The organism is Terasakiella pusilla DSM 6293 (genome assembly GCF_000688235.1).
In the GTDB taxonomy this organism is placed as follows: Bacteria; Pseudomonadota; Alphaproteobacteria; order Rhodospirillales; family Terasakiellaceae; genus Terasakiella; species Terasakiella pusilla.
The window spans coordinates 51,570-75,670 of sequence record NZ_JHYO01000017.1 but is presented as its reverse complement, the minus strand read 5'-3'; the positions used below and the strand labels follow the sequence as shown (position 1 = coordinate 75,670).

At 50.9% G+C, this 24,101-nt stretch carries 24 protein-coding genes; 21 read left to right on the top strand and 3 right to left on the bottom strand.

From position 1 onward, the window contains the following. Nucleotides 1–9: 9 nt before the first annotated feature. Nucleotides 10–492, bottom strand: a complete 483-nt coding sequence (gene msrA / locus Q397_RS0112695) for a peptide-methionine (S)-S-oxide reductase MsrA (protein ID WP_028879744.1) — start codon at nucleotides 490–492, stop codon at nucleotides 10–12. Nucleotides 493–608: 116 nt separating this feature from the next. Here msrA and queG point away from each other — a divergent pair, with 116 nt between their 5' ends. The 4 genes from queG (at nucleotide 609) to Q397_RS0112675 (ending at nucleotide 3,476) form a co-directional block, all read left to right on the top strand. Then, nucleotides 609–1,643 (top strand): tRNA epoxyqueuosine(34) reductase QueG, encoded by a 1,035-nt coding sequence (gene queG / locus Q397_RS0112690; RefSeq protein WP_038013837.1) that lies wholly within the window; start codon nucleotides 609–611, stop codon nucleotides 1,641–1,643. Nucleotides 1,644–1,708: 65 nt separating this feature from the next. After that, a complete protein-coding gene (locus tag Q397_RS0112685; protein ID WP_028879742.1) occupies nucleotides 1,709–2,503 on the top strand; it encodes a thymidylate synthase in 795 nt (264 codons plus the stop codon). A gap of 11 nt (nucleotides 2,504–2,514) precedes the next feature. Then, entirely contained in the window at nucleotides 2,515–3,006 is a 492-nt protein-coding gene (locus Q397_RS0112680) for a dihydrofolate reductase (protein WP_240475071.1), read from the top strand. A gap of 68 nt (nucleotides 3,007–3,074) precedes the next feature. Further along, on the top strand, nucleotides 3,075–3,476 hold the full coding sequence (locus tag Q397_RS0112675) for a hypothetical protein (protein WP_028879740.1): 402 nt from the start codon (nucleotides 3,075–3,077) through the stop codon (nucleotides 3,474–3,476). 31 nt (nucleotides 3,477–3,507) lie between these two features. Here Q397_RS0112675 and Q397_RS0112670 read toward each other — a convergent pair whose 3' ends face one another. Next, the gene (locus Q397_RS0112670; protein WP_028879739.1) at nucleotides 3,508–5,112 is read right to left on the bottom strand and encodes a lysine--tRNA ligase; all 1,605 of its coding nucleotides are present in this window, start codon (nucleotides 5,110–5,112) and stop codon (nucleotides 3,508–3,510) included. Between the two features lie 238 nt (nucleotides 5,113–5,350). Here Q397_RS0112670 and Q397_RS0112665 point away from each other — a divergent pair, with 238 nt between their 5' ends. Then, on the top strand, nucleotides 5,351–5,824 hold the full coding sequence (locus Q397_RS0112665; RefSeq protein ID WP_156950712.1) for a hypothetical protein: 474 nt from the start codon (nucleotides 5,351–5,353) through the stop codon (nucleotides 5,822–5,824). A gap of 145 nt (nucleotides 5,825–5,969) precedes the next feature. Further along, the gene (locus tag Q397_RS0112660; RefSeq protein WP_028879737.1) at nucleotides 5,970–8,738 is read left to right on the top strand and encodes an ATP-dependent DNA helicase; all 2,769 of its coding nucleotides are present in this window, start codon (nucleotides 5,970–5,972) and stop codon (nucleotides 8,736–8,738) included. Between the two features lie 3 nt (nucleotides 8,739–8,741). Here Q397_RS0112660 and Q397_RS24210 read toward each other — a convergent pair whose 3' ends face one another. Continuing rightward, a complete protein-coding gene (locus Q397_RS24210; RefSeq protein WP_051609986.1) occupies nucleotides 8,742–11,051 on the bottom strand; it encodes an ATP-binding protein in 2,310 nt (769 codons plus the stop codon). Between the two features lie 297 nt (nucleotides 11,052–11,348). Here Q397_RS24210 and Q397_RS0112650 point away from each other — a divergent pair, with 297 nt between their 5' ends. The 15 genes from Q397_RS0112650 (at nucleotide 11,349) to Q397_RS0112580 (ending at nucleotide 24,090) form a co-directional block, all read left to right on the top strand. Beyond that, nucleotides 11,349–11,948, top strand: coding sequence for a c-type cytochrome (locus Q397_RS0112650; protein ID WP_028879736.1), 600 nt, complete (start codon nucleotides 11,349–11,351; stop codon nucleotides 11,946–11,948). A 16-nt stretch (nucleotides 11,949–11,964) separates the two neighbouring features. Beyond that, a complete protein-coding gene (locus tag Q397_RS0112645; RefSeq protein WP_028879735.1) occupies nucleotides 11,965–13,269 on the top strand; it encodes an NAD(P)/FAD-dependent oxidoreductase in 1,305 nt (434 codons plus the stop codon). Nucleotides 13,270–13,398: 129 nt separating this feature from the next. Continuing rightward, on the top strand, nucleotides 13,399–13,941 hold the full coding sequence (locus tag Q397_RS22390; RefSeq protein WP_038013833.1) for a NapC/NirT family cytochrome c: 543 nt from the start codon (nucleotides 13,399–13,401) through the stop codon (nucleotides 13,939–13,941). Between the two features lie 3 nt (nucleotides 13,942–13,944). Next, nucleotides 13,945–15,297, top strand: coding sequence for a cytochrome c (locus Q397_RS0112635; protein ID WP_028879734.1), 1,353 nt, complete (start codon nucleotides 13,945–13,947; stop codon nucleotides 15,295–15,297). A 114-nt stretch (nucleotides 15,298–15,411) separates the two neighbouring features. Next, nucleotides 15,412–16,305 carry a hypothetical protein gene (locus Q397_RS24205; RefSeq protein WP_028879733.1) on the top strand — a complete coding sequence of 298 codons (894 nt, stop codon included), beginning with the start codon at nucleotides 15,412–15,414 and terminating at the stop codon, nucleotides 16,303–16,305. 116 nt (nucleotides 16,306–16,421) lie between these two features. Beyond that, nucleotides 16,422–16,925: a sulfur oxidation c-type cytochrome SoxX gene (gene soxX / locus Q397_RS0112625; protein ID WP_205618830.1), complete on the top strand. Its 504-nt coding sequence runs from the start codon at nucleotides 16,422–16,424 to the stop codon at nucleotides 16,923–16,925. 57 nt (nucleotides 16,926–16,982) lie between these two features. Then, a complete protein-coding gene (gene soxY / locus Q397_RS0112620) occupies nucleotides 16,983–17,456 on the top strand; it encodes a thiosulfate oxidation carrier protein SoxY (RefSeq protein ID WP_028879731.1) in 474 nt (157 codons plus the stop codon). A gap of 38 nt (nucleotides 17,457–17,494) precedes the next feature. Next, nucleotides 17,495–17,827, top strand: coding sequence for a thiosulfate oxidation carrier complex protein SoxZ (soxZ, locus tag Q397_RS0112615; RefSeq protein WP_028879730.1), 333 nt, complete (start codon nucleotides 17,495–17,497; stop codon nucleotides 17,825–17,827). A gap of 81 nt (nucleotides 17,828–17,908) precedes the next feature. Further along, a complete protein-coding gene (soxA, locus tag Q397_RS0112610) occupies nucleotides 17,909–18,760 on the top strand; it encodes a sulfur oxidation c-type cytochrome SoxA (protein WP_240475070.1) in 852 nt (283 codons plus the stop codon). Between the two features lie 136 nt (nucleotides 18,761–18,896). After that, nucleotides 18,897–20,585, top strand: a complete 1,689-nt coding sequence (gene soxB, locus Q397_RS0112605) for a thiosulfohydrolase SoxB (RefSeq protein WP_028879728.1) — start codon at nucleotides 18,897–18,899, stop codon at nucleotides 20,583–20,585. Nucleotides 20,586–20,599: 14 nt separating this feature from the next. Next, on the top strand, nucleotides 20,600–21,931 hold the full coding sequence (gene soxC / locus Q397_RS0112600) for a sulfite dehydrogenase (RefSeq protein ID WP_156950711.1): 1,332 nt from the start codon (nucleotides 20,600–20,602) through the stop codon (nucleotides 21,929–21,931). Further along, nucleotides 21,909–22,574, top strand: coding sequence for a c-type cytochrome (locus tag Q397_RS22380; protein ID WP_051609985.1), 666 nt, complete (start codon nucleotides 21,909–21,911; stop codon nucleotides 22,572–22,574). The genes soxC and Q397_RS22380 overlap by 23 nt, the downstream gene beginning before the upstream one ends. Nucleotides 22,575–22,639: 65 nt before the next feature. Next, nucleotides 22,640–23,011: a thioredoxin domain-containing protein gene (locus Q397_RS0112590; RefSeq protein WP_156950710.1), complete on the top strand. Its 372-nt coding sequence runs from the start codon at nucleotides 22,640–22,642 to the stop codon at nucleotides 23,009–23,011. 13 nt (nucleotides 23,012–23,024) lie between these two features. Beyond that, on the top strand, nucleotides 23,025–23,504 hold the full coding sequence (locus tag Q397_RS0112585; RefSeq protein WP_205618829.1) for a DsrE family protein: 480 nt from the start codon (nucleotides 23,025–23,027) through the stop codon (nucleotides 23,502–23,504). A gap of 13 nt (nucleotides 23,505–23,517) precedes the next feature. Further along, entirely contained in the window at nucleotides 23,518–24,090 is a 573-nt protein-coding gene (locus Q397_RS0112580; RefSeq protein WP_028879724.1) for a thioredoxin family protein, read from the top strand. Nucleotides 24,091–24,101: the final 11 nt, after the last annotated feature.

Genomic DNA, 24,101 nt, shown 5'->3' with positions numbered 1-24,101 from the left:
ATTCCTCTATTAGTAACAGCTACCATGGCGGCCGGTTTTTTCAAAATATTGCTGATGATATTCTTCGGCGCGATAAAAGGTTGTGGCGGGCAGAACTTCGGTGACAATAGGGGCGCCAAAAACATGACGCTCTGTCAGAGATTTGATGGCTTCTTCTGCGAGTTTTTGTTGCGCGTCCGTGTGGTAATAAATGCCGGAACGATACTGGCTGCCCACGTCCGGCCCCTGACGGTTAAGCGTGGTCGGGTCGTGTAGATTAAAAAACACTTCCAATAAGTCTTCATAAGAAATTCGTTCGGGATCATAGACCAATTGCACGGCTTCGGCGTGGCCTGTGGTGTCAGTACAGACTTCGCGGTAGGTCGGGTCTTTTTTATGCCCCGCCGTATAACCAACCTCGGCATCCACAACGCCGGTTTGATCGCGAAAACGTGCTTCCACACCCCAGAAGCATCCGGCGGCAAAGGTGGCTTTGTGATATTCTTTAACCATGCGTGTAACCCTGTTTGATGTATAAATCTCTTTCCTAGAGATAAGCTGTGTTTTCGGAATGTCAAACAGGCTATATAGGCTCAGTTTTGCAAAGGTCCGATGAAGGGGAGGTAAATATGGATAATCCAAAAGACATCATCAGAACCCTCGCCCTTGAGATGGGCTTTGATGCAGTTGGTTTTTGTGCGGCAGAAACGTCGGATCAGGCAAAAGCCGATCTGGCGGAGTTCAATCGCCAAGGTCTCTACGGCACCATGGACTGGATGCACACCACCGAAGACCGCCGCGCCGACCCGAAGGTTTTGTGGGACGGGGCAAAGTCGATCATCGTATTGGGCATGAATTATGGCCCAGACTACGACCCGATGAATCGTTTGACCCAAACGGATACGGGCGTGATCAGTTGTTATGCGCAAAATAAAGATTATCACGATACGGTGAAAAAACGTCTCAAGCGTCTGGCGCGCGAAATGATGGCCCGCTGGCCTGAGGATGAACTTAAGGTCTTTGTGGATACGGCCCCGGTTCTGGAAAAACCGATTGCGGCCCAGACGAGTGTCGGCTGGCAGGGGAAACACACCTGCATTGTGTCGCGCGCGTTTGGGTCTTGGCTGTTTTTGGGGGAGGTCTATACCACACTGGACCTTGAACCCGATGCGCCGGAAAAGAACCATTGCGGCAGCTGTTCCTCCTGCCTTGAGATCTGTCCGACCGATGCGTTTTTAAAAGACGGGCAGATTGATGCGCGCAAATGTATTTCTTATTTAACCATCGAACATGACGGCCTGATTGATCCCGATTTGGCTGTAAAGATGGGTAACCGCATCTATGGCTGTGATGATTGCCTTGCCATCTGTCCATGGACCAAGTTCAGCAAAGTAACGACAGAGGAAACCTTTAAGCCTCGCCCGGAATTTAGAGAACCGGATCTGGGCATGCTGGTGGCATTTGACGATGAAACCTTTCGGGAGTTTTTTCGCGCGTCGCCTGTCAAGCGGATCAAGAGGCATCGTTTTATTCGAAATGTTTTGATCGCAATTGCGAACGCCAAGCGGGTCGATCTCAAGGATAAAGTCGAAGCTTTGACCAAAGATGAGCATGAGGTGATCGCGAAAACGGCAAGCTGGAGTTTGACTCATCTTGAATCTTGATGAAGTTTAGTTAGACCTCTATAGTACGCCGCCCTCCTTAATTTGACTAAAGGCTGATCCTTATCATGCAGCAGTATCTGGATTTCATGCGCCATGTGCGCGACAACGGTGTCTATAAAAGTGACCGTACTGGCACGGGCACCTATAGTGTTTTCGGCTACCAGATGCGTTTTGATCTGTCCAAGGGCTTCCCTTGTTTGACGACAAAAAAGTTGCACTTGCGTTCCATCATTCATGAACTGTTGTGGTTTTTGAAGGGGGAGACAAACATCAAGTATCTCAAAGACAATAAAGTGTCGATCTGGGATGAATGGGCAGATGAAAACGGCGACCTTGGGCCGGTTTACGGGTATCAGTGGCGCTCTTGGCCGACGGCAAGCGGGGAGCAGGTGGACCAGATTTCTAATTTGATCAACCAGATTAAAACAAACCCCGACTCCCGCCGTTTGATCGTGTCGGCATGGAATGTCGCAAATATTGAAGAGATGGCCTTGCCGCCGTGCCATTGTCTGTTCCAGTTTTATGTGGCAGATGGCAAGCTGTCCTGCCAGCTTTATCAGCGCAGTGCGGACATCTTTTTGGGGGTGCCGTTCAATATCGCCTCTTACGCGCTGTTGACGATGATGATCGCGCAAGTCTGTGATCTCGAAGTGGGCGAGTTTGTCCATAGCTTTGGCGATGCGCACTTGTACTCCAACCATATGGAGCAGGTGGATTTACAACTCAGCCGCACGCCAAAGACGCTGCCGACTATGAAGATCAATCCTGATGTGAAAGACCTGTTCGACTTTACCTTTGAGGACTTTGAGTTGGTGGGCTATGAGCCGGATGCGCACATCTCGGCACCGGTGGCAGTGTGATGAAAGTTTCCATGATTGTTGCCGTCGGCGAAAATGGCGCCATCGGGAAAGAGAATAAAATGCTCTGGCACATCCCGGAGGATTTTAAATATTTTAAAGAAACCACCATGGGCAAACCCATGATCATGGGTCGCAAGACCTTTGATAGTATCGGCAGACCTTTGCCGGGGCGTCTGACTATTGTGATCACCCGCGATGAAAATTGGTCTTATGACGGCGTGAAAGTGGTTCACGACCTCGACAGTGCATTGGCGGCAGCTTTTGCCGAGGCGGAGGCGAAAAATGCCGAGGAAGTGATGGTCGTGGGGGGCGCGCAAATCTATCAGCAAGCGATGGAGCACACGGATCGGATTTATTATACGGAAGTCCATCAATCTTACGAATGTGATGCCCGTTTTCCCGCGTTGGATAAGGCGATCTGGCAGGAAGTGTCGCGCGAAGACCATCAGGCAAAAATCGACGGAAAACCCGATTACAGCTTCGTGGTCTTTGACAAAAAATAGCCCCTGAATCATATGGCCTGACATTTGCTTAATAGTCCCTTAATTTAACATATGAAGAGGGACGAATTATGGATGTTATGGTGAACGGCATTACCGTTTCTGTTGATTTGAAAGCAAGTGACTTGCGCAAAACACAACAGCAATCAAAGGCACAGGGCACCGATTTTGCCGCCCTTTTGCAGCAGCAAAAAGAGGTGAAATCGGAGATCCTTGAAAAAGGGTTCAAAAAGTATGTCGGGGATATGCAGCAAGAAAAGCTGGAAGAAGAAATTCGCAATAAGATTTTGCAGGCTCTGGGACTAAGCGAAGAACAATATATGCAATTGCCCGCCGAACAACGCGCCAGTATTGAGCAGGCTGTGCAGGAGGCCATGCAAAAAGAAATGCAGGCGCGCGCAGAGCAAGAGCAGAAAAAGAATGGCAATAAACTGGCGGTATCCGTGCCGTTGGTGGCTGCGACATCGGGATAAAAAAGGGAGGCGAAACAGCCTCCCGATTTTTTTAAGCGTTTAAGTCTTCGCCAGCAAGGACTTTGCCGATGAGTTCAGCACTTTTATCCAGACCGTAAAGCGCGAAGAAGGAACCCATACGCGGGCCGGTTTCCTGACCGAGTAGTGTTTCATAAAGGGCGCCGAACCAGTCACGCAGGTTTTCGTAGTTATGTTCTTTCCCGACTGTGTAGACTTCGGTTTGAACATCTTCCCCGGACGTATCAGCAGCAAGTGTTTCCAGCTTGGCTTTCAGGTCTTGCAGGGCGGCACGTTCGGCCTCTGTCGGGGCGCGGAACTTCTTGTTCGGCTTCACAAAGTCTTGGTAATAGTTGATCGCGTAGCCGACCAACTGGTCCAGCATCGGAGAATTTTCAACGTTGGCATCCGGGTTGTAACGCTGGATAAAGTGCCAGATCACACCTTTGTCTTCTGTATGCAGTACGGAGACAAGGTTCAGCAGGATGTTGAAGCTGAGGGAATGCGCATCTACCGGCGGGTGTCCGTTATGAATGTGCCATGCCGGGTTATCCAGTTTCTTGGCATCGTCCAGACTATCGAACTTTTGCACGTGGCTGATATATTCGTCCACGGCTTTGGGGATGACATCAAAGTGCAGACGTTTGGCTGTCTTTGGTTTTTGGAACATAAAGTAAGACAGCGTTTCCGGCGGCGCGTAACGCAGCCATTCTTCCATAGACAGGCCGTTGCCTTTGGATTTGGAGATTTTCTCGCCTTTATCATCCAAGAACAGCTCATAGGTGAAATCAACCGGTGGCTTGCCGCCGATCGCGCGGCAGATTTTCGCAGACAGTTTTTGCGACTCGATCAGGTCTTTGCCCGCCATTTCATAGTTGACGCCCAAGGCCGCCCAACGCATCGCCCAGTCCGCTTTCCACTGACATTTGACGGCCCCGCCGGTGACTTTCGTTTCCACTTCCTTGCCGTCTTCGTTCAGGTACACCATTGTACCTGCCGCAGGGTCTGTGGCGACGACTTTTGCCAGCAAGACTTTGCCTGTTTCTTCATCCACCGGCAGCAGCGGGCTGTAGGTCGCGCGACGTTCCTCACCCAATGTCGGGCGGATGATGTTGCAGACTTCTTCGTGATTACGCAGGATGGAGAGAAGCGTTTCGTCGAAGATGCCTTCTTTATAGCATTTGGTCGCGCTGCGGAATTCATAGTCAAAGCCAAACTGATCGAGGAATTCGCACAGGCGGTTATTGTTATGTTCCCCAAAGCTCGGGTGCGTGCCAAACGGGTCCGGCACGGCTGTCAGCGGCTTGCCCAGGTGCGGCACCAGCAGTTCTTTGTTGGGGATGTTGTCCGGCACTTTGCGCAAACCATCCATATCATCGGAAAACGCGATCAGTTTTGTCGGCATGCCATCGGATAAAATCTGGAAGGCGCGCATAACCATTGTGGTGCGCGCAACTTCGCCAAAGGTGCCGATGTGTGGCAGGCCGGACGGGCCGTAGCCTGTTTCAAAAAGGACATACCCCTTTTCAGGAAGCTTGCCGTTCAACCGTTTAAGGACATTGCGGGCCTCAACAAAGGGCCAAGCTTTAGAGTGATGTGCGGCTTCTTTTGCATGAAGGGCAGGTGCATCGGACGGCATGATTGCAGTATCCTTACAGTTTTTAGATGACAAGTTGAAAAATAAGACCTACTAAAAGGGCTGGCAAACCTACGCAGAACGTATGGGTTCGTCAATAGTCTGACGCTTTTATGGCTCTATTTTTAACCAACGTAAAACGCGTGGGTTTTGATGAGGCTTGAAACTTTCTCGTTTTAGGGTCATAATCGTGAGAACAGAATGTATCTTAATCTAGGAGAGAACTCCGATGGGAAACAATATGACAATCACGTCCAATGATGGGCGTGTTGATATCGTGCCTGCACCGGAAGGTATGCAGGCGCAAAGTGGGGATAATCAAGGCTACCAACGCGGTAGTGGGCATCCCGATGAAATCGAGGATATCGTTAGTATCGGTATCGCGATGACGACAGCAGAAAAACTTAAAGAAGCTGAAACCGAAGTCGAGTTGATGCAAATTCTGGGCATCGATGAGGAAAAGGCGCGCGAGATGGTTGGTCTTGAATATCAAGAACTTCCGGGTGAGCGGCTGGGTAAAAAAGACTATCTGTTTGATGCGGTGCGTGAAGTTGTCATTGATATGTTGTCTGCCAACACAGGCAATGAAGATGAAGTCGCAATCTTTAGAGCTTTCGAAGCTCGACTAGCTGATAAGATCAGAGAGAAAGAAAGCGATCCGATTAATCGTGACAATAAAAAGCATGCAATCGAAACAGACGAAAACGCGGGTTAACACGCTTTTATAAAAATTTATTCGAGAAATTGGAGAGCGTTAGTGCAAGACATTAACGCTCTGTCGTCGTATCCGATTCGTAAAAATCATGAAAAATGCAATGCACAGGCTGGTATTTGTTTCGCGCTAGGATTATTGTGCTGGCATGTTGAACGAAACTGATCTGCATATCCCCAATGCCGTACCGATTCGGATGCCTGCGACACCGATACTGGTGGCGCATGTGCGTTCCGTTGGCTGGATGAGCGCGGATGGGGAGCTGGAAAGTCTCAGCCTGAAAGAAGGCGCCCGCCGTCTATCGACCAGTGAAGTGCCGGTATTGGTGCTGCATGCCTTGGCGACTGCCCGGCGTCTGAGGTGTGGTCCGTTTCCCCGACTGGATTTATTGGAACTGTTTGCTTTTGTCAGGCCTGCGCAGTTTTCCCTGCCCACCGCAAAAGGACTGGCACAGGCCATGGGGCTGCCGATCCCGGCGTCGCTGGAAGATGAGGTCGAGACACTCTTGTCAGCTTGTCGTCAGCTTTTACAGGAATTACGGCAAAGACCGTCCAAAGAATTGATCACAATCGCTTGGGCGATGAAGACCGGCGGCTGGTCATGGGGCAATATTGTGCTGGATGCGTTAGGCGTCGGCACGGATGATGCCCCTCATAGCGGTGCGTTGCTCAGGTCTTTGCAGGTCTGGCACCGATTGAATGAGTGGGTGGAAAGTGCGCCCCCACCACAGCCCGGTCATCTGCCCGTTGAACCCGTGGAAGCGCGTGCGCGACTGGATCAGTTGCTGGCAGGTGGATCGGAGGAGCGTGCCGAACAGAAAGATTATGCGGGCTGTATCACGGAAGCCTTTCAAGCGCCCAACTCCAAGGGGGAACCTTGCCTCGCCCTTGTTGAAGCGGGGACAGGTGTGGGCAAGACCCTGGGCTATATTGCGCCGGCGAGCGTCTGGGCGAAAAAGAATGATGGAGCGGTCTGGATCAGCACCTACACCCGCAACCTGCAACGCCAGTTGGATGGTGAACTGGATCGGCTCTATCCCGATATGCGCGAGAAAAAGAGCAAGATCGTTATCCGCAAAGGCCGAGAAAACTATTTTTGTCTGCTGAATTTTGAAGAAGCGGTGTCGCGTCTGCGCGCGCGTGCCGAAGATGCACCGGCCCTTGGTCTGATGGCGCGCTGGGCCATGCATACCCGTGACGGTGATATGATCGGCGGGGATTTCCCCTCGTGGCTCAAGGAACTGTTGGGCGCGCGTTTGACGGTGGACATGACCGATACGCGCGGGGAATGTGTCTATTCCAGCTGTTCCCATTACAGCAAGTGTTTTATTGAAAAGACGGTGCGTCGGGCGCGTCGGGCGGAACTGGTGGTCGCTAATCATGCGTTGGTGATGATACAGGCGGCCCTCGGCGGCACGGAAGAAGCGATGCTGCCGACCCGTTATATTTTTGACGAGGGGCATCACGTTTTTGATGCGGCTGATAAAGCGTTTTCCGCGCATCTGTCCGGGCAGGAAGGGGCAGATCTGCGGCGCTGGTTGATCGGGGCGGAAGATGCCAGCCGATCGCGTGCGCGCGGACTAAAGGCGCGGATTGAGGATTTGGTCGTTGGTCGGGAAATGGAAGAAGCGTTGGAAGATGTCTTGAATGCCGCGCGCATTCTACCCGGTCCAAGCTGGCACCAGCGGATTTCTGGTGGGGAACCTTATGGCCCGTTTGAGAGCTTTTTAGGGCGTGTGCGCCAACAGGTTTATGCCCGTGATATCAATACGGGGTCGCCTTTTTCTTTGGAAGCAACGATCCATCCGCCTGTGGAACATCTGCTGGAAGCTGCAGAACGTTTAAAGACTGCGCTTGATAAAATCCGCATCCCGTTGCAGCGCCTGATAAAAGGCTTACTGGCCTTGATGGATGAAGAAGCGGACGAGATGGATAGCGCAAACCGTCAACGCATTGAGGCTGTCTGTTCCAGCCTTGAAAGACGGGGCGTGCAGCAGGTTTTAGCATGGCATAGCATGTTGGATAGTCTGTTTTCAGAAACACCGCCGGAATTTGTCGACTGGTTTAGCGTCGATCGTCTGGACGGACGCGACATCGATGTCGGGATGCACCGCCATTGGGTCGACCCCACCGTCCCCTTTGTGGAAGAAGTGGTTGAGAAATCTCATGGCGTTGCCATTACATCCGCAACATTGCGCGATGGCAGCGGCGATGACGAGGCTGATTGGAAGGTGGCTTCTGCACGTACGGGCGTGTCTCATCTTGCCCGTCCCGCGGCACTTCATAGCGTCAAGTCACCGTTTGATTATCCCAAGCAAACGAAAGTGTTTATCGTCGATGATGTGCGCAAAGACAATATCGACCAGATTGCCACCGCCTATCGGGAACTGTTTTTAGCAAGTGGTGGCGGCGGTCTTGGCCTGTTTACGGCCGTCAGCCGCCTGCGCGCGGTTTATCAAAAAATAGCCGAACCGTTGGATCGCACCGGTATCCAGCTTCATGCCCAGCATGTTGATGCGATGGATGTGGGGACGCTGATTGATATCTTTAAGGCAGATCAAAGCAGCTGTTTGCTGGGGACCGACGCGGTGCGTGACGGGGTCGATGTGCCCGGTGACTCGTTGCATATGATCGTTTTTGACCGTGTGCCGTGGCCGCGTCCCACGATTTTGCATAAAGCGCGTAAACGGTCTTTTCCTGGTCGCTCTTACGATGAAATGATTGCGCGGTTGCGGCTGAAACAGGCGTTCGGTCGATTGGTCCGTCGCAAAGATGATCGTGGTGTTTTTGTGATGCTGGACCGTCAGACGCCAACGCGTATGCTCGGTGCTTTCCCCGAAGGGGTGGAAGTGGTGCGCACAGGATTGGCGGAAACGATAAAAGGTGTCCACGAATTCCTGTGCGATGACAGAGGCTAAGGCTTACTTTTCGGACTCTTCAAGCACGCGGGTGATTTCCGCCAATGTTGAGGCCACATCGATCGGTTTAGTCAGATAGGCTTTAAAGCCCAGTTCTTTGCCGCGATCAACTTCACGGGGCATGGCGTTTGCCGTCAGGGCAATGACGGGGATGTCACACATTTCGCTGTCATCGCGCATCACTTCAAAGGCATCAAAGCCATCCATACCGGGCAGGTTGATATCCATGAGGACAAGGTCCGGCTTATTGCCACGGATCAGTTCCAAGCCTTCTTCGGCTGTACCGGCTTCGACAAAGTTGGTGCGGGGCAGCTGGGTCAGGAGTTCGCGCATGAGACGCATGTTGGCGGGGTTGTCTTCCACATACAAAATGGTTTTTACCCCATCTAGGCGTTTGGGAAGTTCGCTAATGATATCAACGCTTACCGGCGTGTCATGATGGATGATTTCGTCGGAGAGCGGGATATCAACCCAGAACGTGCTCCCTTCCCCAAGTTTGCTGTCCACACCGATTTCACCCCCCATAATTTCGATAAGGTGTTTGGTGATGGTCAGGCCAATGCCGGTGCCTTCGATATCTGTATTTTCCGCATTCAGGCGATTAAACGGCTGAAAGAGTTGATCCTGAAATTCTTCCTCGATCCCGTAGCCGGTATCCGTCACGGTATAGCGCCAGAAGCCGAGTGGTCCGGGTGAGCTATCAAGGAGGACTTTACCGTTTTGGATATTGTACTTGATGGCGTTCGACAGCAGGTTGGACAGAACTTGCTTCAGGCGTGTGAAGTCGGCAATGACATAATAGTCTGCGGCTTGATGCCCTGTACGAGTGATGGTGATGTTCTGTTCGGAGGCATAGGCCTCGATCATATCCACACATTCGTTGACCACATTGTTCGGGTCGATGTTTTCGATGGACAGGCTGATGCGACCGGATTCAATTTTGGCGAGATCAAGGACTTCGTTAATCAGTTCCAAAAGCAGGTTACCCGCCTTTAGAACATGTTCGATATATTCGGATTGCTTATCGGACAGAGGATGGCGCTGATCCATCAATAACAGTTGCGCAAAACCAAGGATCCCGTTGAGTGGTGTGCGCAGTTCATGGCTCATGCGCGACAGAAATTCTGATTTGGCGCGGTTGGCTTTTTTAGCGTCTGTGGTTGCCGCTTGCAGTTCGTGGGTGCGTTCTTCGACACGGTGCTCCAGCTCGTCACGGGCACGACGCAGTTCACGCTCCGCACGTTTAAGCTCGGTAATATCTGTCTGGATCCCGACACGGCCGCCGGCATGGGTCGGACGTTCGCGGATCAGGAGATGACGTCCGTCTGTTAAGGCGACTTCGATGGAGCCGCTGGTTTCCCAGTTATAGGCACTGCGCAGATCGTGGTACGAGCGACCAAAATGGTCAACGGCCGGGACGACGCCGCGTTCAATATCCAATTCGATCAGGCGGTTATACTCAATGCCCGGTTCGATATCGTCATCATTATATTCGTAAAAATCTTTGAAGCGGGTGTTGCACAGGACAAGTTGCTGTTTGTTGTCAAACAGGACAAAGGCTTCCGAGATGTTTTCAATCGCATCTTTAACTCGCGCTTCTGCTTCGACAGCGGTGTTGCGTGCTGAGCGCAGGGCGGCATCGGTTTCGACCTGATGGAGCATCATATCGTTGAAGGCGGTGATAACCTGACCGATTTCGTCAGAAGATTCCCACTTTACGGCTTCAAAGTTGTCAGCTGCTTTTGCCCGGCGAATACCTTTTAACAGCAGGTCCAGTGGCTTGCCAATGATGCGTTGCGATGCAATAAAAGTTCCGCCAATCAAGGAGGCAGCCAAGAGAACGAGGATGAAACTGTCAAAAATCAGGCGTTCTAAAGCCTGTTCAATAACCTGTGTATCATCGAAAATCAGGACCAGTTTACCGACAATCTCATCACGTTCGGAGCCGGAGAAAACGATATCGCGGGAAATCTTAAGTTTCTCGGAGCCGGGTTTTACCCCTTTCGGACCGACATGTTCAAGCACATGTCCATAATCATCCAGTAAGGTCCCACTGATAAAATAAGGGTTGTTGGCCAAGGTGCTCATGGCCAGACGGATGGACTGCTCATCAAAGTTCCAGACCGGAACGGAAAGTGTAGAGCTTTGAAATTCCGCGATTTCTTGGATTTGTTCGTGCAGGCGCTTGTTGGCGTTATAGTAATTGCGATATTCAAATGCCGTAAATAGAACGACCATACTGACGCCAACAATAATCAGGTATGTGGCGAGCAGTTTCGTTCTTAGCGTCCATGTCCGTTTATTTTCGGGCATTGATTTTCTTCTCCGCTTGATACGACATTTCTACGATTGAGTTTAAGTGCTTTGTGCAAAACTACAACTTGATTTTCGAACTTTCATAAAATTTATAGCAGATAAGTGTTGTTTGCCAGATTTTAGTGATACTGCACTTGCGAAAAACCCGTTTTCATTGTGTTGAACTGATATTGTACTGCAATCCATGTGTGGTATTTATATTATAAAAACATTATAAAAAAGTATACTTAATTAGCAAAAAGTTATGTTATGGATAGTAATGGAACTATAAAAAATATGTAACAGGGGGCACATATGAGCCACAAAATATTCAAGCCGATGGTGTTTGCAGTGGGGCTGCTGGCAGTGTTGACTTATAGCCAGACGGCATCAGCCGAAATGGCGAGTGCAGAAACGCTATCCGCCACATGCGCGGGGTGTCACGGGCCTGCGGGGTCAAGTCTTGGACCGGCAACGCCGACGATTGCAGGCATTACTCAAGATTATTTTATGTCATCCATGAATGACTATATCAGTGGTGATCGAAAATCGACAGTGATGAGCCGAATCGCAAAAGGTTATTCTCAAGATGAATTGAAGATCATGGCGGACTATTTCGCCAGCCAAAAGATTGTGCGCTATGCACAGGATGTGGATGCGGCAAAGGTCGAAAAAGGTCGTAAGCTGTTTCAGGACTACTGCGAAAAATGTCATGAAAATGATGGCTATCTCGCCGATGGGATCGGTGTGATGGCAGGGCAAACCAAGCAGTACCTGCATTTTATGGTGAATGACTTCTTCTCCGGTGATCGGGAATGGAGCAAAAAGCAGAAAAACAAAATGCAGGCCCTTATGGATGATCATGGTCAGGACGGATATGACGCCGTCATCGACTATATGGCTTCTAAACAGTAGGAAAGGAAACAGTATTATGACGAAATTTAATCGCCGGAGTTTCCTCCAACTGACAGGGGCGGCTGCTGTCACAGGCGCGGCTGTGATGGGGGCCCCCTCAATTGCGCGTGCGGCAACAAAAAAGGTTGTGATTGTCGGGGGCGGCCCAGCTGGGGCAACGGTTGCCAATTATTTGCGCATGATGGATCTGTCCATCGATGTAACCTTGATTGAAGCCAACAAAAGTTATCACACCTGCTTTATGAGCAATGAAGTGTTGGGGGGGCAACGCCCCATGGACGGGATCCGTCAGGACTATACGGGTCTTGAGAAAGCAGGCATCAAGGTCGTCTATGATATGGTGACGGGTATTGACGGCGCGAAAAAGCAAGTCACGACCAAAGGCGGGCAAACCTTTGACTATGAACGTTGCGTCGTCGCGCCGGGTGTGGACTTCAAATTCGAAAATTATGAGGGTCTGGATGCAGACGTGGCGGAAACAAAAATCCCCCACGCGTGGAAAGCTGGTCCGCAAACCGCCCTGCTGCGAAAACAGTTGGAAGACATGCCAGATGGGGGCCTGTTTGCCATGGTTGCCCCGCCAAATCCATTTCGTTGTCCCCCTGGGCCATATGAACGTGTGAGTCTGGTCGCAAACTATTTCAAGAAAGAGAAGCCCAAGTCCAAGATTTTGATCATTGATCACAAGGATAAGTTTTCCAAACAAGGGTTGTTTGAACAGGCGTGGAAGAAGTTCTATGGTTATGGCACGGACAGTTCCATGATCACGTGGTTGAAAGGGACGGACGCGGGCCAGATCACCGGTGTGAATGTGGATGATATGACGGTGACAACGGATTTTGAGGAATATAAGGCCGATGTTATCAACTTTATCCCTGCACAAAAAGCCGGACCGATCGCCTTTGCCGCAGGCCTGACCGATGATACGGGCTGGTGTCCGGTGGACAAGGTGACCTTTGAATCCAAAATGGTGCCGGGTATTCACGTACTTGGGGATGCCGCTATTGCGACGTCGATGCCCAAGTCAGGCTATTCCGCCAACTCCCAAGGTAAGGTCACGGCGGCTGCGATTGTGGCAAGCCTGAATGGGAAGCCGGTGGGGGTCCCGTCATATGTAAACACGTGTTATTCCATTGCGGGCGATGACTGGGCCTTTTCGGTTGCGGCTGTCTATAAATATGACAAAGACAGCGACACGATTGCGGGCGTTAAAGGCGCAGGTGGTTTGTCACCGATGGATGCCACTGCGGAAGATCGCAAGCGTGAAGTGGCTTATGCGCACAGCTGGTACGATAATATCTGTAAAGATATCTGGGGCTAGTCTCACCAGATATCTCTGGACAGTCTTTCTTTCGGGGGGAGGAAAGGCTGTCCCTTTTCTTTAAAATAATAAAGACAGGATGCGCCCCAAAAAACACCGGGTCAGGCGCATGCAGGGAGAAGTGCGACCGTGCTTAAATGGTTAAAGAAAAGCGGCGTCAAGATGGCGCTGGTCATTGGGTCTTTAGGGACATTGGTGCTGTTGGTGACGGCAGGCGTTGCGATTGAAAAGACCAATTCGCTGGAGTTTTGTGTGTCCTGTCATTCGATGGAACAGACGGTCTATCAGGAATATAAAAAGAGCCTGCATTATAAAAATGAGTATGGCGTGCGGGTGGAATGTCCGGACTGTCATGTGCCGGAAGTGTATCCGGATAAATTGTTTGCCAAGATCATTGCCGTAAAAGATGTCTGGCACGAAATTTTGGGCACGATTGATACAAAAGAAAAGTTTGAGAAACACCGCCTGCGCATGGCGGAGCGTGTCTGGGCCAAGATGGAAGCAACAGAATCGCGCGAATGTCGCACCTGTCATGCGTTCGATGCGATGAATTTGGAAGATATGGGACGACGCGCGCAACGCAAACACCCCCAAGCCCAACAAGAAGGCAAACATTGTATCCAGTGTCACAAAGGTGTGGTGCATGAACTGCCGGCAAATTATGAAGGATAAGCCATGTCACAGGAATGGAAAATGATCCGCAAAAGCCTTCAGCTCCTGTTTTGTATCGGCTCTGTCTGGTGTGCGGCGTCACAGGAGGCGGGGGCGGCGGATAAAATCACCGATCTGGATGCCTCAATTGCGCGTGGCGGTCGACTTTATAGTGACTGGATGATCGAACTGGATGCGCGCCCGCCGGAAAAGCTCCATCAGGGGTTTGTGGGTGAGGGATCATCGCAGAAAGTGATCAGCGAGAGTTGGCGATGTGTGTCTTGTCATGGCTGGGATTATAAAGGGGCGAACAGCCTGCCCGGTATCAGGGGAAAGGTGGGGGCCGTCCCGTCGGAAATTGTGACGATTTTAAAAGATCAAACCCACGGCTATCAGGATTATCTGGAGCCGGATGATCTGTTGGACCTTGCCCGTTTTATCTCCTTGGGCATGGTCGATATGGATCAGATGGTCGAACGGGGGACGGGAAAAGCCAAAGCCTATGGGCTGGCGCAACGTCCATTTTTTGAAACCGTGTGTGCCATGTGCCATGGGGCAGAAGGGCAAAGTCTGCCCGGTGTTTCCCTTGGGCACTTTGCGATCCAGCAGCCGTATTTGACCCTTCATTCCATTTTTAACGGGCATCCGGGGGCGGTGATGCCGTCCTTGCGTGCTTTTGAGGAAGCAAAACTAATTGAGCTTCTTGCCTATATGCAGACCTTGCCGGAAAGTGCCTCGCTTGTCTCCATTGTGCGCGGTGGTCGGTTGTATGATAACTGGTTTATGGAAACCGGACGCGACGTGCCGGAAGGTCTGCATCCCGCCTATCCCACACAGATGGAGGTGGAAGTTAAGCCCAAGCAAACATGGTTGTGTCGAGAATGTCATGGATGGGATTATCGTGGCAAAGACGGGGCGTATGCCAAGGGAAAACATTTTACCGGTATCAAGGGGATTGCAGATAAAAAAGGCGCGGATGTGCGTGAGGTCATGGCCATCCTGAAGGATGATACGCATGGTTATGGCGCATTATTAGGGCGCGATGACTTGCTGGATTTGGCAAATTTCGTTCGGGAAGGTCAGTTGGATATGGATGTATACATCGATTCGACGACAAAAAAGGCGAAAGGGAATTATCAGGAACATGCAAAGTTTTACCCCACGATCTGCGGTAATTGCCATGGGCCGAAAGGGCGCGCAATCCGTACGATGGGGGCTTTGGGTCATGTGGCAAACGAAGACCCGTGGAAGGCCTTGCATAAGATTTTAAACGGGCACCCGGCCGAAGAAATGCCGGCCTGGCGTTCACTGGATGAAGAAACCATCAAGGATTTAATGGGGTATATTCAGGCCTTACCGAAGAAGAAACGGTCCTAGATGTGTAGAAGTTCTTGTGTGGTCATACCAGTTATGCAAAGATTTATCCCAACTCCAAAAGAAACAGACCTAACAGGGTATGGCTATTGCAACAAAATAAGGCAAACCAAAACAATGACTGACCCACTGAGAGGCCAGCCTGTCGCCCTTGTGCGCGGTGTTGGGGATGTGGGGTCTGCGATCGCGTGGACGCTCTTTCAGGCGGGCTATGTTGTCATTGCTCATGAAACCCGTCAGCCACGGACCATCCGTCGCAAAATGGCTTTCTGTGATGCTCTTTGGACGGGGGAAGCGCTTTTGGAAGAGGTGAGCGCGGTTCGGATTGATCGACTTGAAGAGGTGAGGAGAAGGGCAACCGACGATCGGGTCATTGCCCTTTATACCGGTTCTTTTGATGCGTTGGTTGAAGCCGTGCGGCCGGATGTGATTGTGGATGGTCGTATCCAGAAGTTTTCGACTATTCAGCCCTTGAAAGAGAGGGCATCTGTCACGATTGGCGTCGGGCCAAGTTTTGTAGCCGGAGAAGATGTGGACGCGGTTATTGAAAGTTGCTGGGGCGACGAGTTGGGAAGGGTCATTCTGGACGGGCAGGCCATTGAGCCGGTACCCGTGCCGCCACGTCTCAACGGGGTCGGCTGGGAACGCTTTGTTCGATCCGATCGGGCGGGACAGTTTGAGAGTGATTTATCCATCGGTGCCTATGTGGAAAAAGGTGACCAGATCGGCAGGTTGGACGACCATCCTGTTTGCGCAGCTATATCGGGATATGTGCGGGGATTGCTTTATCCGGGCTTGAGCGTCTTAAAAGGCGAAAAGCTGTGCGAAATCGATCCGCGGGAAAATGAGGCGCATTTTGTCGGTTTGGCGGAGCGTCCAAAGGGAATTGCACAAGGCGTGCTCAACGCACTCGATGGTTTTTTATCGAATGATGCACTGCAAAAAGATGTAAAAGTTCTTAAAGATCAAGATGATCATGTGATATTAACAAATATTGTAAAAATCAGTTGAATTTTAGATTATTATAATATTAGAATGTTTGAGTATTCGTTCCGTTTGGGGAAGCTAGGGGCGGAGCGAATAAAATAAAAGAGTCAAAATTGGCTCAAAATAAACTGGGAGGAAATATGAATTTTCGTATATTTAAACGAAAGCTGGCGAGTGCATTCACGCTATGTGCATTTGGTGGTTTGACGTTTGGTGCCTCTTCTGCCCTGGCCGAAGGTAGCCTTATGAGAGTGAGCGAACCGAATCTCAAGCCCTACACAATTGTGGATGGGACCTCGATCCCCGACTCTTTGAGTGGAAAAGCTGGTAACGCGGTCAATGGCAAAAAGCTGTTGGTTCACCGCAAAAAAGGGAACTGTCTGACCTGTCATTCAGCTCCGATCCTTGAAGAAGAATTCCATGGTGATGTTGCGCCACCGCTTGAAGGCGTGGGCGATCGCATGAGCGCTGGCGAAATTCGTCTGCGTCTGGTGAACCCTAAGGTCATCAATCCGGATACGCCGATGATGGCGTATTACAGAACCCACGGACTTAATCAGGTGAGTAAAAGTTTTGTCGGTAAACCGATGTTGAACGAGCAAGAGATCGAAGACATCGTCGCTTACCTGATAACGTTGAAATAACCCTTAATTCGAACACGACTGCACATGAAAATGTGTAGATACCAAGAGAGGCCTTTAATGACTCAAACAACAGAAAAGTCCCAGGTAAGCCGTCGCGATATTCTGAAAATCGCTGGCGTCGGTGCTGTGACAGTTGGCGCGGTTGCGCTGACAGGCAAAGCCCAGGCGAAACCTGAAGACGTAACAGCGTATTTCAAAAAAGTTGGTGGGGATGCTGCAAATGCGTCCAAAGTAACTGTTGATGGTCCTGAAATCGCGGAAAACGGCAATACCGTGCCAATCGAAATCACGGTTGATTCTCCGCAGACTGAAAACGACTATGTGAAAACGATTTTTGTTGCGGCTGAAGGCAACCCGACTCCTGAAGTTGTGACCTTTAATCTGACGCCGAATTCTGGCGTGGCCCGTGTGAAGTTCCGCATGCGTCTGGCAGCAACGCAAAAAGTGCGTGCGGTTGCGATGATGAACGACGGCAGCACTTTCACAGGTGATAAAGAAATTAAAGTAACCATCGGCGGCTGCGGCGGTTGATCCGGTTTTACGATTAAAGATTATAAGGATACAAGATTATGTCTAAAGCACCGAAGCCCCGCGTAAAATCGCCGAAAACGGCTGCAAAAGGTGATGTTGTCACGATCAAGACAACCATTTCCCATCAAATGGAATCTGGCCTGCGTAAAGGTAAAGACGGCAAGCTGATCCCGCGTCAGATTATCAACAAGTTTGAAGCTTTGTTTAACGGCAAGCAGATCATGAGCGCGACACTCTATCCGTCAATTTCGGCGAACCCGTACATTGATTTTGACATGAAAGTCGAAGAAGCCGGTGAATTTGAATTCAAATGGTTTGACGACAACGGTGAAGTCTATACTAAAAAGGCGAAAATGCAGCTGGAAGGCTAACTGTCTTCGGGGGGAGATGGGGGTGCCCTTTGATTGGGTTCAAAGGGCCAAGCCTTAAAAAATAACTGGGAGGTTCATCGCATGATGATGACAAAGACCAAAAAACCTATCGCCCTTGCGGTTGGCATGTTGTTGGGACTGAGCGTAGCAACGGCTCAGGCAACGGATGATATGTCGCTTCATATTTCACCGCAATCCCAACCAGCACCGGAAGGGCTGGAAGACTATGCGCATGGTGATGCACGAAGCGGCTATATTTATGCAACAGAAGAAACCCGCACTTTGCAGGATGACGACTTCGAAAACCCGGCCTTTTTGTGGGTAGAAAAAGCGCAGGAACAGTGGTCTACGCCGGAAGGTGACGCGAACAAATCCTGTCAATCCTGTCATGGTGATGTGGAAAGCATGAAAGGCGTAGGTGCGGTTTATCCGAAGTTTGATCCCGAAATCGGCGATCTGTTGAACTTGGAAAAACGTATCAACCGGTGCCGTAGCGAAGGCATGCAGGCGACCCCGTGGAAATGGGAATCAGACGAACTGCTGGGCATGACGTCATTGGTGAAAATGCAGTCACGCGGTATGCCGGTAAATGTGTCAATCGATGGTCCTGCGAAGGAATATTTCGAAAAGGGCATGAAGTTTTATAACACACGGGTCGGTCAGATGGATCTGGCGTGTAAACACTGTCACATCGATCAAAACGGCAACTATATGCGTGCTGAATTGCTCAGTCAGGGGCAAGCGAATGGCTTCCCGACGTATCGTTTGAAGTGGCAAAAGCTTGGGTCACTGCATCGTCGTTTCCGGGGATGTAACAACAACATCCGTGCGGAAAAACTGGCGAACGGTTCACCGGAATACATGGCGCTGGAACTCTACGTCACATGGCGTGGAAACGGTCTGCCGATCGAAGCGCCCTCCGTACGTAAGTAAGGGCAACTCATAATCCTCGTTCTTTAAGGGGCGGTTTTTGATGAAACTGTCAAAAACCGCCAGTTGGAACGGGGGTCATAACCCGGATATCAATTCAGGGTTGATTTTTTACAACTATTTTAGAAGGCTATAATTGATGCTTTCGAGACGTGATTTCTTACAGGTTGCAGCGGCGAGTGCAGCGATGCTGCCGGCAACGGCCTCTTTGGGCCATGCAGCAAGTGGTCAAAAGCTAACGCAGGAAGAACTGCTGAAGTTTGAGACTAAAGGTCAGGTGACTCTCCTGAACTTCACCGATATCCATGCGCAAATTGCGCCTGTGTATTTCCGCGAACCCTCGGTCAACCTTGGGGTTGGGCCGGTTCATGGGTTGGTTCCGCACATTACAGGTAAAGACCTGTTGAAACATTATGGCTTGATGGCAGGTTCATCACAGGCCTACGCCTTTACCTCGGTCGATTTTGCTGAACTGTCCAAGCAATATGGACGTGTCGGCGGGGTCGCCCATATGGCAACATTGGTGAAAGCCATCCGTGCGGAACGTCCCGACAACACCTTGTTGGTGGATTGTGGCGATACGTGGCAGGGGTCCTATACCTCGTTGCAGACGCAGGGCGAAGATATGGTCGATGTCTGTAATAAGCTGGGCGTTGACGCAATGACGGCGCACTGGGAATTCACCTACGGTCAGGACCGCGTTAAGGAATTGGTGGAAAAATGTAACTTCCCCTTCCTGTGCGGTAACGTGCAAGATACGGAATGGGAAGAAGATGTTTTTGAACATACCGCCTTCTTTGAACGTGGCGGCGTAAAAGTCGCGTTGATCGGGCAGGCTTTCCCTTACACACCGGTTGCCAACCCGCGCTATATGATCCCGGAATGGTCTTTTGGGATCCGACCAAACAAATTGCAGGAACGCATTGAGGCGGCGAAAGCGGAAGGGGCGGAACTGATCGTTGTTGCTTCCCACGATGGTTTCGATGTGGATCGCAAGCTCGCTTCAGAAGTGTCTGGCATTGACGTTTTGTTGACCGGTCATACGCACGATGCGGTGCCGGATGTGATCAAAGTCGGTGATACATTGATGGTCGCTTCTGGCTCTCACGGTAAGTTTTTGGCCCGTCTGGATGTGAAGGTCGAAAACAAAAAGGTCGTGGATTACAGCTTCAAACTGATGCCGATTTTCTCCGATGTGATTGCACCGGACGCGGAAATGCAGGAACTGGTCGAGAGTATTCGCGGCCCGCACAAAGGCGTGATTGAAAAAGTCGTCGGTCACACCGAAGGCTTGCTCTATCGTCGCGGTAACTTTAACGGCACGTTTGATGATCTGATCTGTCAGGCGTTGCTGGAAGGGCGCGATGCGGAAATTTCCATGTCGCCGGGCTTCCGTTGGGGCTCCAGCCTGCCACCGGGTGGGGCGATCACCATGGATGACATTTATAACCAAACGGCCATTACCTATCCAAATGCCTATCGTTCCAAGATGACAGGGCAAATGATCAAGGACATTTTGGAAGATGTGGCGGACAACCTGTTTAATGTGGACCCGTTCTATCAGCAGGGCGGTGACATGGTTCGCGTCGGCGGTATGGGCTACACCATTGATATTCACAAACCAATGGGCAGCCGCATCACCAACATGGTTCATCTGAAAACAGGCCAGCCGATTGACGCTGCGAAAGAATATGTGGTCGCGGGCTGGGCATCGGTCAACGAAGGCACAGAAGGGCCGCCAATCTGGGATGTGGTCGCAGGCTATGTGTCACACCATAAGACCGTCAATGTTCCAGAAAACCAAAATGTAAAAGTAATAGGGGCTTAATGGGGAAGAATATTATGGATAAATTGAAGACAAAGAGCAGAGCCGTGATGGCTCAGGCCGAAAGGGAGAGTGCGCTGCTGGAACCCACACGTCGTTCTTTCCTGCGCGGCAGCGTGGCGACCATGGGGGCTGCGGCCACCTTGGGGGCGACAGGCGGGGCAGCTTTTGCTGCAGGGAACCCTGAAAACCTGCCGCCAAACGTGCCGGAATGGTCTAAAATGCTGGGCGACCGCGTCACGGCGGAACCTTATGGTATTCCGTCCCAATATGAAAAGAACGTCCATCGCCGCACGGTGCCTTGGCTGACACCAACGGCGGAAAGTTCCATTTCCTTTACACCGATTCAGGATTTGCACGGGATCATCACGCCAAATGGTCTGCATTTTGAACGTCACCACGGCGGCTTCCCGCATATCCCGAAAGAGGACTTTCGTCTGATCGTCCACGGGATGGTGAAAAACGAACGGATGTTCACTCTGCAAGACCTGATGCGTTTCCCGCAGGTGTCGCGTATTCACTTTGTGGAATGTCCGGCAAACTCTGGTGCGGAATGGCGTGGCGCGCAGATGGATAAGCTGCAATTTACCCATGGGATGGTGAGCTGTTGCGAATGGACAGGCGTTAAAGTCTCGACATTGATGGAAGAGTTGGGCGTGAAACCGGGTGCCAAATGGGTCTTGGCAGAAGGTGCGGACGCAGCGGGCATGAGCCGATCCATTCCGATCGAAAAAATTGGTGATGACTGTATCTTGGCCTATGCCCAGAACGGCGAAATGCTGCGCCCGGAACAGGGCTACCCGCTGCGTTTGATCGTGCCGGGCTTTGAAGGCAACATGAATGTCAAATGGATCCGCCGTCTGGAATTTGGGGATATGCCGTGGCATCACCGCGAAGAAACTTCCAAATATACAGACACCTTATCAAACGGGAAGTCACGCCGTTTCACATGGTCGATGGATACTAAATCCGTGATCACGTCGCCTTGTCCGGAATATCCGATGCTGGGTAAAGGCTATCATCAGATCCGTGGTCTGGCCTGGTCGGGCGCGGGCAAAATCAAAGGGGTCGATATCTCTGTTGATGGCGGCAAAAACTGGATGCCGGCGCGCTTGGAAGGCATGGTCCTTGATAAAGCCCTGACACGCTTTGTCTTTGATTGGGACTGGAACGGGCAGGAAGTTCTGCTGCAAAGCCGGGCCTATGACGAAACCGGATATGTGCAGCCGACCATTGATCAGTTGCGCGCGGTGCGTGGCACATGGTCGATCTATCACAACAACTCCATCCATACATGGTTGGTCAAGAAAAGCGGGGAGGTTCAGAATGTTCAAGTTTCCGGTAAATAAGTCCGTTTTGGGCCTTGTGCTCGGTGGGGTCTTGATGACATCTGCAGCTTACGCGGGTGACGAGATGAAATATGGCTTCGGCGTTAAACCGTCGGATAAAGAAATTGCCGGTTGGGACATCGATATCCGTCCCGATGGGCAAGGTCTTCCAGCAGGTAGCGGCAGCTATGAAGATGGCGAAGCCTTGTATGCGGAACATTGCGCGGCCTGTCATGGGGATTTTGCTGATGGCGGCGGCGGGCGTTATCCGCCGCTGGTTGGCGGCACACCAAATGAGCTGGCACAGTCGGTTCGTCCCGGACAGCCGCACAAGACCATCGGGTCATACTGGCCTTATGCGTCGACGGTGTTTGATTACATCAAACGTGCCATGCCATTTGGCAACGCGCAGTCCCTGACGGATGACGAAGTTTATGCGATTACGGGCTTCTTGCTGGCGGAAAATGATCTGCACGACTCGGACGAACCGATGGATGCAGAGGCATTGAAAGCGGTTGTCATGCCGAACGTTGACGGCTTTGTGGATGATCCGCGACCGGATGTGAAGAACCCTCATTGTATGAAGGATTGCTTTAAATCCGTCGAAATAACCTCCAAGGCGACATTGGGCGTAACGCCGACGGGCGAAGAAGCTTTGCGCTGATTTCGACAGGTGAAAAGGGCAAAGATTGTTGTACGGTCTTTGCCCTTTTTCTTTATAATGGTTCTATGATGAAAAGATTGATTTTTGCCATTTCTGTTCTGGTCGTGTTTGCCACCCTGTCTTTACAGGCGCGTGCAGACCAGATGGTCTTTGTCCATTCGCCGGGCTGCATCTATTGCGAGATGTGGCGGGAGGATATTTTGCCGATCTATGACAAAACAGATGAAGGCAAGCGCTTGCCCTTGCGTGAAGTCAATCTGGATAAAGGGATGCCGGATGATTTGAAACATCTGGTCTATCCGTCTTTTACACCGACTTTTATTATCTTGGATGATAAAGACAAAGAAGTCGGGCGTATTCTGGGCTACAACAGCGAATTCTTTTGGGGGTTCGTCCAGAATTTCATAAAAAAGCTCGATGCGGCGCCGAACTCATAATAAAGGTAACAGGATGACGTTTCTTTTTCGTACCGTTTTGATGGCGGCTTTGTTGATGGTGGGGGCCGTACAGCTTCCCGCAGAGGCGCAAACATCACGTTTACCTAATGATACCAAGATTGCGGAGCCGCAGCCGGATTGGGACAATCCGCGCAGGATCGTCATGCAGGTGACGTCCAAAGACGAAGCGCATGTCAATAATGTGTATTACAATGCGATCAATCTGCAAAAATTTTATGGCACCGATAATGTTAAAATCGCGATTGTTTTTTATGGGCCGGGCATTCGCCCCATCTTGAAGGAAAGCGCGGTCGCTGCAGATCGGGTCAAGAGCCTGCAAGATTATGATATCGAATTTATCGCCTGCCACAACACCATGACAACCATTGGCAAGAAACCGGAAGACCTGTTGCCGGGTGTACGGGTTGTGACGGCAGGTATCGCTGAAATAATTGAAAAAAAGGTCGAGGGCTGGTACTACATCATCCCTTGAAGAAGGAGGAAAGATGAAACGTTTGTTCTATGTGCTGGGCATGTTAATGCTCGGTTTGTCCACGTCACAGGCGGCGGACGAGGTTCCGGTTAACGATTTTGGTCTCTACCATCAGGACTGGTTTTTGGAAAGCTTCCTTGATTTGTCGGAAGATTTTCAGGGCGCAACCGATGCAGGCAAACGCTTTGTCATCATCTGGGAGCAAAAGGGCTGTCCCTATTGCAAAGATCTGCATGCCAAAACCCTGTCTGAAGAGAATATCAAATCTTATATGAAAGAGAACTTCGTGGTCCTGCAGATGAATATCTGGGGTGATCGTGAGGTCACGGATTTTGATGGTACAGAAATGACGGAGAAAGAGTTCGCGGCGAAAAGTGGGGTTGCCTTTACGCCAACCGTACAGTTTTTCCATGAAGATGTGGCGGGTAAAGAAGGATTGGCCCGTGAAGCGGCACGTCTTCCCGGCTACTTCCGCCCGTTTCATTTCAAGGCGATGCTGAATTATGTGAACGAAAAAATGTATGAAAGCGGCAAGCCCTTCCAACGCTATATTGTGGAGCTTGCACAAAGTGGGGAGAAGCCTTAAGGCCGCAAAGG